At 70.8% G+C, this 9,846-nt stretch carries 11 protein-coding genes and 1 pseudogene; 5 read left to right on the plus strand and 7 right to left on the minus strand.

What is annotated here, in order from left to right; all coding sequences use genetic code 11:
• Window positions 1–129: 129 nt before the first annotated feature.
• The gene (gene tatA, locus Manayef4_RS11300; RefSeq protein ID WP_070131561.1) at window positions 130–414 is read right to left on the minus strand and encodes a Sec-independent protein translocase subunit TatA; all 285 of its coding nucleotides are present in this window, start codon (window positions 412–414) and stop codon (window positions 130–132) included.
• Between the two features lie 353 nt (window positions 415–767).
• Here tatA and Manayef4_RS11305 point away from each other — a divergent pair, with 353 nt between their 5' ends.
• A complete protein-coding gene (locus Manayef4_RS11305; RefSeq protein ID WP_011436721.1) occupies window positions 768–1,046 on the plus strand; it encodes a GlsB/YeaQ/YmgE family stress response membrane protein in 279 nt (92 codons plus the stop codon).
• A 97-nt stretch (window positions 1,047–1,143) separates the two neighbouring features.
• Entirely contained in the window at window positions 1,144–1,827 is a 684-nt protein-coding gene (locus tag Manayef4_RS11310; RefSeq protein ID WP_070131545.1) for a DUF2599 domain-containing protein, read from the plus strand.
• Window positions 1,828–1,904: 77 nt separating this feature from the next.
• On the opposite strand, the gene Manayef4_RS11315 is transcribed toward Manayef4_RS11310, so the two are convergent.
• Both Manayef4_RS11315 and Manayef4_RS11320 read right to left on the minus strand, forming a co-directional pair.
• Window positions 1,905–2,423, minus strand: a complete 519-nt coding sequence (locus tag Manayef4_RS11315) for a TIGR03086 family metal-binding protein (RefSeq protein WP_254665591.1) — start codon at window positions 2,421–2,423, stop codon at window positions 1,905–1,907.
• An 83-nt stretch (window positions 2,424–2,506) separates the two neighbouring features.
• On the minus strand, window positions 2,507–3,103 hold the full coding sequence (locus Manayef4_RS11320) for a TetR/AcrR family transcriptional regulator (protein ID WP_011436724.1): 597 nt from the start codon (window positions 3,101–3,103) through the stop codon (window positions 2,507–2,509).
• Between the two features lie 109 nt (window positions 3,104–3,212).
• On the opposite strand from Manayef4_RS11320, the gene Manayef4_RS11325 reads away from it, so the two are divergent.
• Window positions 3,213–3,887 carry an SUMF1/EgtB/PvdO family nonheme iron enzyme gene (locus Manayef4_RS11325; RefSeq protein WP_011436725.1) on the plus strand — a complete coding sequence of 225 codons (675 nt, stop codon included), beginning with the start codon at window positions 3,213–3,215 and terminating at the stop codon, window positions 3,885–3,887.
• 77 nt (window positions 3,888–3,964) lie between these two features.
• Here Manayef4_RS11325 and Manayef4_RS11330 read toward each other — a convergent pair whose 3' ends face one another.
• Window positions 3,965–5,311, minus strand: a complete 1,347-nt coding sequence (locus Manayef4_RS11330; protein WP_235609030.1) for a hypothetical protein — start codon at window positions 5,309–5,311, stop codon at window positions 3,965–3,967.
• A 504-nt stretch (window positions 5,312–5,815) separates the two neighbouring features.
• On the opposite strand from Manayef4_RS11330, the gene Manayef4_RS11335 reads away from it, so the two are divergent.
• On the plus strand, window positions 5,816–6,622 hold the full coding sequence (locus Manayef4_RS11335) for a methylenetetrahydrofolate reductase (RefSeq protein WP_070131562.1): 807 nt from the start codon (window positions 5,816–5,818) through the stop codon (window positions 6,620–6,622).
• Between the two features lie 601 nt (window positions 6,623–7,223).
• On the opposite strand, the gene Manayef4_RS11340 is transcribed toward Manayef4_RS11335, so the two are convergent.
• Complete coding sequence (locus tag Manayef4_RS11340; RefSeq protein ID WP_070131547.1) at window positions 7,224–8,153, minus strand: hypothetical protein; 930 nt, start codon at window positions 8,151–8,153, stop codon at window positions 7,224–7,226.
• Window positions 8,150–8,665, minus strand: a complete 516-nt coding sequence (locus tag Manayef4_RS11345) for a Tn3 family transposase (RefSeq protein WP_011436729.1) — start codon at window positions 8,663–8,665, stop codon at window positions 8,150–8,152. Before Manayef4_RS11345 ends, Manayef4_RS11340 begins: the two co-directional genes overlap by 4 nt.
• A 373-nt stretch (window positions 8,666–9,038) precedes the next feature.
• Between Manayef4_RS11345 and Manayef4_RS11350 the strand changes: the two genes are divergently transcribed.
• Window positions 9,039–9,566, plus strand: a complete 528-nt coding sequence (locus tag Manayef4_RS11350; RefSeq protein WP_011436730.1) for a DinB family protein — start codon at window positions 9,039–9,041, stop codon at window positions 9,564–9,566.
• 166 nt (window positions 9,567–9,732) lie between these two features.
• Here the strand turns inward: Manayef4_RS11350 and Manayef4_RS26650 are convergent.
• Window positions 9,733–9,846 (minus strand): annotated as a pseudogene (locus Manayef4_RS26650) (IS5/IS1182 family transposase); the annotation flags it as partial.

Raw genomic sequence — 9,846 nt, forward strand, 5'->3', positions numbered from 1 at the left:
CGGGGGCCGGCGATCGGCCTGGTGGTCTCGTCGTTCACCGCCGGGGCGTCCGGGCATCCTGGGGCATCGAGATCCACCCTAGTCCGCCGCGACTCGCCCGGCCTCGCCGCGGGAAACGCTCAGCGGGCCTCAGGCGGACCGGTTCCCGGATCCACCCGTGGCCGGCGTGGCCGGCTCGGCCGACGGCGGAGTGTGGGGTGCGGCGGGCGCGGGGCCGGTGACCTGGGTGGGCGCCGCGGCAACGGCCGCGGTAGGGGCCGGCGCCTCGTCGTCGTGCAGGCCCTTGATCTCGGACTTGAAGATCCGCAGGGAGCGGCCTAGGGAACGGGCGGCGTCGGGCAGCCGCTTCGAGCCGAACAGCACGACGAYGACCAGGATGATGATGATCAGTTCGGGAGCGCCGATGTCACCCACGGGAACCATCCTTCGGACGGGATCCGACGCACGGTCGGCCTGGTCCACATGTTACGACCGGCCGCCGCCCCGTTCGCAGCCCCGTCCGGTGATCGGGCCACGGCCGGGCCGATGATGCGGTGGCGCCCGGCCCGGTCCGGGAGGGCGCTCGACGGGCATCTCGACAGTCATCTCGACGGGCAGGCTGTCCGCTCGACGGGCAGGCTGTCCGCAGGACGACGTTTCGGATGTTGTTGGATGTTGTTTGACGAACCGGGTCGGTCGGGTATACGGCGGACGTCCTACTCCTCGATCATCGGTCGACCATGATCATAGGTCGGCCATCGATGATCATTATTGGTCGGAGGTCTTCCATGGTCTGGACCCTCGTCAGTTGGATGCTGCTTGGTCTCGTTGCCGGCGCGGTCGCGCGCCTGCTCGTGCCCGGACCTGATCCGATGAGTATCCCTGCGACGATCCTGCTCGGCATCGTCGGCTCGTTCGTCGGCGGTTTCCTCGGCTACGTCCTGTTCAACCGTGATCTCAGCGAGGGCGCGCTGCAACCGTCCGGCATCGTCGGCTCGATCATCGGGGGTATCGTCGTGCTGCTGGTGTGGCGGGCGGTGGGCCGCCGCCGTACGTTGCACCGCTGACGCTCGTCCCCGAGGCCGCCTCACGGCAGCCCGGTGCGGTGGGTTGACGCGGCGATAACCGGCGGAACCCACCCGCACCGGATCCGGGGGAACGCACATGGCGGGGACCGCAGGGAGCACCGCGTCCGGGATCGTGGGGGCGCGCCTGTGCGCGCTCCTCGTGCGGGTTCTGCTGGGCGTGCCGGCGGTGGGGCTGCTCKCCGTCGCCTGCGGCCCGGACACCCCGGCCGGTCCGCACGCCATCGCGGGGGTGCATCCCCCGGGCGGCCCGACTCCCGCGCACAGCCCGAGCCCCAGCCCCGAGGCGACACACAGCCCGCGGGCCGCCGGTGCCAGCACGCCCTACTGCGGCCCGAGCCGCTACGTCGAGGAGATCGTCGTGCAGCAGTGGGCGGACGGCCGGTTTCGCATCCAGGTGCGCCCCACCCCCGAGGGGCGGCGCGCCGGGGACCCCGGCCAGGTTGCCGCCGAGATCTGGCAGGCCGTGCAGGGGTGTGTGACGGGCCTGCGCGGCGAGGTTGCCGACAGTCTGCGTGACCAGCTGGCGTGCCATCAGAACTTCGCGCAGCTACCGGCGCTGAACGGCGGGAAGGGCTTCGCCACCGGCGAGACCTACGACCTGGAAAGCTGGCGGCCGGCGCCGCGTCCCGGCGGCRTCCGGACATGGATCTCCACCCGCTGCGGGAACACCCTCGGCACCGATCCCCCCGGGCCACCGGCCAGGATCTACCGGCCGGACGGCGTACGCCCCCAGCGGACGGTCTCCGGCGAGYAGGCCTGACGGCGGGTTGACGACTTGGCGGTTGACGACTTGGCGCACGAGCCCGTGTGATCAGCCCCCACGTGATACTGCTGATGTCAGTTCCTCGGGGTCCAGCGGCGTCCGAGTGCGGCCAGGAGCCTGTCTTGGGGTGGGCTGTCGGCGGGCGCGGGCTGGGCGGYGGCATACATGCCGGTCGCGGCGAGCTGGCCACCGAGTGCTTCGACGGCGGGGAGCGTCGCGGTCACCGTGTCGGGATCGAGCTGGACGGTCTGCCCGATGGTGGTGGCCAGATCCCAGGCGTGGACGAGGGGCTCGATGACGGCGACGGTGAGGACCTCRTCCACGCTCCGGGCGCCCAGGGGGGTGTCCACGACGGTGGCCGGGTCCAGGGCCGCGAGGGTGCGTTCGGTGTTCTGGTGGGTGCGCTGCCAGGATGCGCCCGGATCGGGGCCGGCGAGGGCGGTGAGGAGGGCGGGATCGGTGACGGGCGGGCGGGGGCCGTGCCCGGTGAGCAGGCTGRCGATCTGCTGCTGGCCGTCGATGACGTGGCCGGTCAACTGCCGCCCGGTCCACACCGGGCAGAGGGACGGGGCGTCCCACCGGTCGGCGGGCACGCGAGTGACGGCACGCGAGTGACGATGGTGGTGAACGTGTCGAGCGCACGGCGGTAGCACTGCAAGGAACGGGTCATGACTCCTTACTCCTTCCGCGGGGTGAGCAGGGGACCGAGCGTCCGCCAGGCGGCGTCGGCCAGGTCGTCGGCGACGAGCGTCGGGGAGCCCGCGGGGCGGGCGAGCCAGTGGCGGCTGTATTCCTGGGCGGGGCCGATCCACAGCGCGACGACGACCGCCAGGTCGGGCCGGTCGGACCAGCCGTGGCCACGCAGCCAGTCGGCCACCGCGGCGAAGAAGCCGCGGTTGTCCGCGGCGGTGCGCTCATCGATCGAGCCGCGCAGGACATCGACCGGCGCGGTCAGCAGCAGTCGGGCCAGCCGCGGATGCTCTTCCACCCACCGCAGATGGCGGGTGACCAGGCGGGTCACGCCATCACGGGGCCCGGTCGAGGTGTGCAGCTCACCCCACAGCGCGCCCTGATGATCGGCAAGACCCGCACCCACCACGGCCGCGGCCAGGTCCCCCCGGGTGGGGAAGTAGTGAAACAGGCTGCCGTTACTGACACCGGCCCGACGCCGAACCGCCTGCATGGACGTGGCCTCCCAGCCCTGCTCCAGCACGCAGGCCACGGCCGCGTCCACCAGCCGGGCCCGACTGGGCGCTACCCCGACACCTCTCATAACCCCGACACCTCCCATAGAGCACCACTCTAGAGTAACACTCTATACGGACGTCCCGCGATCCTACCGGGACTCTCCGTACGGACGAGCCTCGGTAGGATCGCCGGCCATGGACGCGGGCGTGGGAAACACGTTGATCTCCATCCCGCCGGGGCGGGTGACGCTGTCCGACCGGCGAACGCAGCGCAGCTGGTCGGTCGAGCTCGCGCCGTACTGTCTCGCGGCGTTTCCGGTCACCCAGGAGCAGTACGCGGCGGTCGGCGGCCAGCGGCCGAGTTCGGCCCACGGGGACCGGTTGCCCGTCGAGGGGGTTTCCTGGTGGGACGCGGTCCGGTTCTGCAACGCCCTGTCCCACCGCGACGGGATGGCGCCCGCGTACCGTGTCCAGGCCGACGGCGAGGGTGTCGAGTGGGACACCCGCGCCGAGGGGTACCGGCTGCCGACCGAGGCTGAGTGGGAGTACGCCGCCCGAGCCGGCACGAGCGGCCCGCGGTACGGGCCGCTCGACGACATTGCCTGGTACCGCGGCAACTCCCACGGGCGAATCCATGACGTGGGCGGCAAACAGCCCAACTCCTGGGGCCTGTACGACATGCTGGGCAACGTGTGGGACTGGTGCTGGGACCTGTACGACACCGAGGTCTACGGCACCTATCGGGTGCTGCGGGGCGGCGGGTGGTTCGACGAGCACTGGAGCTGCCGGGCCTCCGTACGCCGCCGCGGCCACCCGGCCTTCCACCTCGACGACGTGGGGTTCCGCGTCGCGCGTTGCGCCGTGCCCTGACCCACGTCGCATCCGTGCTCACGCACCGGTCCGTGTTGCCCGCCGGACGAGAGCGATCCTGATCAGGTGGGGCCTGATCAGGTGGGGTCGGGGCGGGTGGGGCTGGCGCGCACGGCGCGAAGCTCCGCGGTCAGTTCGTCGACCTGGCGTTCGGCGCGTTCGGCGCGGGCCCGGGCCTCGGCGCGGGCCTCGCCGATCACAGTGAGACGTTCGGCGGCGGCCTGACGTTCGCCGGCCAGGCGTGCCTCGCCCTCGAAGCGGACGCGGTCGAGTTCGGCCGCCGCCTCGGCACGCACCCGCTCGGCCTCGGCTGCCGCGGCGGCTCGGCCCTGGTCGAGCTGCGCCGCCGCCTCGGCACGCACGCGCTCGGCCTCGGCGCGTTCGCGGCGGATGTCCTCGCGCAGGGCGTCGCGTTCGGCGCGTAGCTCGGTGAGGGTGTGCGCGTCGCGTTCGGCGTCGCGCCGGGCCTCCTCCAGCCGCGTCGAGGCCTGCTCCCGGGCGGCGACGGCCTCGTCGATGCGCCGTGCGGCCTCGACGCGGGCCGCCTCGATCTCGGTGGCGGCGCGGGCGGCGGCGGCCTGGACCTGCGCGTCGGCCTCGACGCGGGCCGCCTCGGCGGCGTCGTTGGCCGCGCGGACCGTCTCGGCGGAGTGCTCGACCACCTGCCGCCTGGCCGCCTCGGCGGCGGCCAGGCGGGTCTCGGCGTCCTCCAGGGCGCTCACCGCCTCGCCGGCGACGGCCTCGGCCTCGGCGCGGGCCGCCTCGGCGGCGCGGGCCCGCTGCTCGGCGCGCACGGCACGGGCCACCGCCTCGGCGACCCGTTCGGCGGCTTCGGCCTCGGCCGCCTCGACGGCCGCCTCGACGGCGGTGACGTCGCCGAGGGCGGACATCTGCCGGCTGAAGGCGTCGAGGGTGCAGGTCAGCTCGGCGGCGAGGGCGCGCACCTGAGCGGCGAGGTCCTCGGCGCGCAGCCGACCGGCGGCCAGCGGCAGGGTGGCGAGGTCGGCCCGGGCGGCGGGCGTGCCGGCGGAGTCCGCACCGCCACGCCCGGCGAGCTCACGGCGGCGACGGTAGGCCGCGAGCCGGTTGTGCGCCGGGTCGTCGCAGTACGCCGGCGGGCGCCCCGGGCCTTCGGCGGGGGCGGCGGGTCGGGTACATCCCGGGAAGGCGCAGCGCGGCGCCGTCGCGGCGCGGGCCGCCGCACCCTCGGACCCGGCCGCACCGCCGGACGGCGCCGGGTGTCCGGACGGGGGCGCGCCGCCGGCCCCGCCGTCGTCCCCGCCGTCGTCCCCGCCGCCGCGGGCGCGGGTGCCTTCGGGGACCGCGTGGCCGGCCGCCGGGCCGGCGGTGGATCCCTCCGGCGTCGCCGGGCCGCCCCCAGCCCCCGGCGCTCCCCCCGAAGACGTGCCGGCCGCCGGGAGCACGGGTTCGCCGTCACGGGGACGCGGCGGCCGCATCGGCCCCACCGGTTCAGGCGGCTCCCGACGCTGGTGCGGCGGTCGTGGCACCCGAGACATGACCCATCCCCTCCACTTACATATCGTCGCAAGCGATGAAACGTTTGAAAAAACGTTATACCACGAAACGGAACGTTTCAGGGGAGCGCGTGGCATGGCGCGTCCTGACGCCCGATAAGCCTCCCTTCCCGGGCGTCAGAAAATGATCATCCCGGGATGGTTCCCTGTGACCGGCCCCGGTAGATGGCCGGGTTCCGGCCGCTTTGTTTGGCAGGGACCGCGCTGGCTCGGGTGCACATGGGCCTGGGGGGAATCGGACCAGCGCATGCGCCGACATGGTGATCCGGTCCGGTCCAACTTCAGTGGCACGAACTGCCGGTGGGCCACCTCGGACTGTTCCTACGGTGTGCTACAGCAGCGCAGCGCACCCGTGYGGTGTGGCTGTGGTCCGTGGAGTCCTATCCTGTCAGGATGCGCGAACCCACGGCGGGTCACGAACGCCCGGTGCGCGGCTTCGAGATGATCTGCGAGATCGAGCCGCCGACCCGGCCGGACCTGACCCACGCCCGCCACCAGATCGGCGTCCTGAGCCCCGTCACCGACGCGTTCCTGATCCCCGACAACCACATCGGACGCGCGACGGTGTCGAGCATCGCCGTCGCCCACGAGGTGGCGACGATGGGGGGACGCAGCATCGCCTGCGTGAACTCCCGCGACCGTAACCTGCTCGGCTTCCGCCGCGACCTGCTCACCGCCGCGGCCTACGGCGTCGAGGAATTCCTGTTCGTCCACRGCGACAAACCCACCGCCGGGAACCGGACCGGCGACCTGACCGTGCGCGCGATGATGGACGAGGCCCGCGCGGCCAGCGAGGATCCGGTCTTCGCGGACATGCCGGCGTTCCGGGTCGGCGCCGCGGCTGGCCTACGTCCACTGCCCACCTGGAAACGAGCGGCCGACTTCCTGTTCGTACAGATCAGCTACTCGGTGGACGCCCTGCTGCGCTGGCGCGACGCCCATCCGGTCGAACTGCCGATCTACGCCGGCGTCATGGTCCTCGCGAGCGCCGGGATGGCCCGCCGCCTCGCCGCGGCCATCCCCGACATCGACATTCCCGACGACCTCGTCCAAGCAGTCGAACGGGACCAGGCGGCCGGGGTCGAAGYGGCCTGCGACCAGGTGCTACGGCTGCGCGACAGCGGCGCCTTCGCCGGTGTGCACCTCGTCCCGGTTAGCCGCTACCGCCAGGTCGCCACCCGACTTGAGGACCTTCTCTAACCGCCCGGGCCGGAGTGAGTGACACAGGGCACCCCGACAGTGATTATTAGTACGAAGAGATGTCGATCTGTCGCAGAGCAACATCGTCGGGGGATGTGGTGGGTGGACGCCGAAACAGCAGGAGTGCCAGGAAAAGGGAGGGCTGGTGGAGGTGGACAGCTATGTTCGTTGTGCTGCCCGTCAGTCTGATCGTCCTCGTGGCAGCGTGCAGATCATCTTCTCAATCTCATGTGCCTAGCCCATCCCCCACAACCTCCGGAACGGAAGAGCATTCGAGTACTCCTACCGGCTTCGCGATCCCCACGCTACCCCAGCCGCATCCCACAATCGACCAGAAAAAATCAATCAATGGACAGATTCCTGGGGTCTCGGCAGCCGTTTCGCGCGGTGGTGGCGGCGGAATCCCGAGCGTGCGCCCCGAATCGGGGACTCCACCTCCTTCCAGTCCTCGGGTATCYCCGCCGGATGGCGATAATGCTCCCGCGGGAGGTGGGGGAACCGCGCCTTCCTCGCACATTTCCGGGGGCGGGTGAGACACTTTTCTCGCTTTCTTTTATATCGCACAATTCGGCCGGAAGAGTGGCCTGGCGGGAGTTTGTGTTTATGGGACGATGTCGACGCGGAGTCGGGTGGGGTCCTCGGTGAGGATGACGACGGGTGCGCCGTTGTCCTTCGTCCAGCTGGTGGGTAGCAGGAACCAGCGGTTGGCGCGGTAGGCCAGGACGTGCAGGCCGGTGTAGCGCCAGCGCCAGATGGTTTTGGCGGGTGTGAGGTCGACTTCGTCGACCTGGTAGTCCGGGCTTAACGGGAGTCGGTCGGTGCTGTAGACGATGGCTGCCGATCGTTGCCCGACGGTCGCGGCGATGCCGCGGGCAAGCTGGTTGCCTTGGCGATCGGCTTCGACGGAAAACCCCCAGAACAGGGCGATCAGCAGTGTCGCGGCGAGAGTGGCGCGGCGTAGTCGGGTCAGCGGGGCGGACATCAGCGGTGGGGGTGGTCCGCGGCGGGCGCGGCGGCGGCGTCGCCGGTGACACTGCTGTTCGGCTAGGTGGACGGCGTACTCGGTCAGCACGGCGGCCATGCCAAGCGCGACCGGCGCCACCCGCACAGGTATCAACTTCAGGTTGATCAGGTCGAGGCTGCCGGCTGCGGTCAGGAACAGCAGCATGGCAACCAGCCCGGTTGCGGGAGAGGCCCCHCGAGCGACGCGGGAGGTGGGGGGACGTCGGCGCAGCTGCCGGGTGAGCAGGGCGTGGCCAGCCAGGGTCAGCAGAACCAGGAAGGCGAGGAAGATCAGGGGACGGAAGACGACCTGGGCGCTGYGGAGCACCAGATCCTGGAAGGAGAAGTCCAGCTGGCTGACTTCGAGGCCGAAATAGCCGAACAGGGCCTGCGCACGGACGAAACCGAAGTCGTAGAGCAGCGCGGTGAGTACCGTTACCGGAGCCAGAACAATCCCGAACAGCTCCCCGATCCGGGTAAGCCACGCACCCCCGCTGTCTCCCCCACTTCCGGGGGCCGTCGGCGTCATCGACGAATATCCACAGAGGTGGGAAGAGTGACGTCGAGGCGGGTGACGGTCTGCTCGGGTGGGGTGGTGTCGAGCCCCCATTCACCGAAGCGGCGGACGTTCTCGCGGATGTACGGGCTGATGGTGGCCAGGTCGTCGGGTTCGACCACCTGCCCTTCGGCGACGAGCTGGTTAACGACATCGGTGATGTCCAACGCGTTCTGGTGGATCACGCAGTTCGCGGTCAGCTCGTTGAACTTGACGATCTTCTCGTGATGGTCGGGATCGTTGTGGCCGATCAGGTCCCCGCCGAACATCAGCCAGTCGGCGAAGCCGTGGAAGGCCTCGACCTTGCCCAGACGGCGCAGCAGCGTGACCGAGGAGCGRACGCCTTCCCGGATCGAGATCGCGGCGCGGATCAGATTCTTCCAGCCGGCCTCCGCCAACGTTTTGATCACCAGCCGGCCGGCGCGTTCGGAGACYTCCCCGATCGGATCGGCCGCCCCCGCAGCCTCCTCCTCGATCGATGCCACCAGCCACCCCGTACTACACCCCCGATAGTGATCGGCAGGATACCGAGCGACCCAACGCCGTACGCCACCGGGCTACAGCCGCCCGTTGCCCCTTTCTGCCGTATCTCGGTGGCCTCCCTACCAKGTCGGTTCCCCACAGATCCTGGTCGAGTGCGTTCGGAGACGCGCAAGAACAACGGTGTGACTCCACGTCGGCAGGAGCGCGTACCCGCGGCCGTCAGCGCGCCCGCTGGCCGCCCGCCACGGCTCGCGGTCATCGTCGAGATCCTACCGCACCGCCCGCGAAGTCCTCGTCATCGGAACCTGACCCAACCCGCGCACCAGACTTGATCACTCTCAGGCCCCGTCTTCGCAGCGCGCTACGGTTGCCGGCATGCAGCCGCCACCGCCACGCCCGCCGACACTGCGGGTCATGCAGGCCAGCACCGCAGGCGAACGTGAAACCCTGGAAGCGTTCCTCGACTTTTACCGGGATGTCCTCGTCCACAAGGTGCGCGGTGTCAGCGACCAGGACAGCGCACGCAGGATGCTGCCCTCRCTCACCACCCTCGCCGGCCTCGTCAAACACCTGACCGTGGTGGAGCGAAACTGGTTCGGTCGGCTGACCGACGACCCCGACACACTCCCGACCGGCCAGGAAGACACCAGCTGGGTGCTTGCCGACACCGACACCATCGACTCGCTGCTGGCGGCGTACGACCAGGCGTGCGCAGCCTCCCGAAAGGCCGCGGCCGGGTACGCGCTCGACGACATCGTCGCGACCCCTGTCTCCCGCCCCGACCTACCCCAGGTATCACTGCGGTGGATCTACATCCACATGATCGAAGAGACAGCCCGCCATACCGGCCACGCCGACATCGTGCGCGAGCTCACCGACGGAGCGACCGGCGTACTCGGGTAGCAGACAGCCCGTCGCTCCACCGGCCCCCGCGGTCCGTCGCCGCCGACGAGCTGGGGGTGGCCGTCAACGACGAGCGGGTCCGCCGGCAGGTGACCCGCGGCGGCGCCCACCATCTCGCGAAGATCGGCATGCTGCGACAGCTGGCCGGACAGGCTAAGAGCGTGTCTCACGTCGAGTGCGGGAGTTTCTTCCAGCAGGTGATCGCGGCAGCCAGGCAGAGGAACCCGAGGAAGTTGTAGCCGTTGCGTTCGTAGCGGATGGTGAGACGGCGGTAGCCACC

Origin of the sequence: Frankia sp. CgMI4, from assembly GCF_001756285.1 — a bacterium.
In the GTDB taxonomy this organism is placed as follows: domain Bacteria; phylum Actinomycetota; class Actinomycetes; order Frankiales; family Frankiaceae; genus Frankia; species Frankia casuarinae.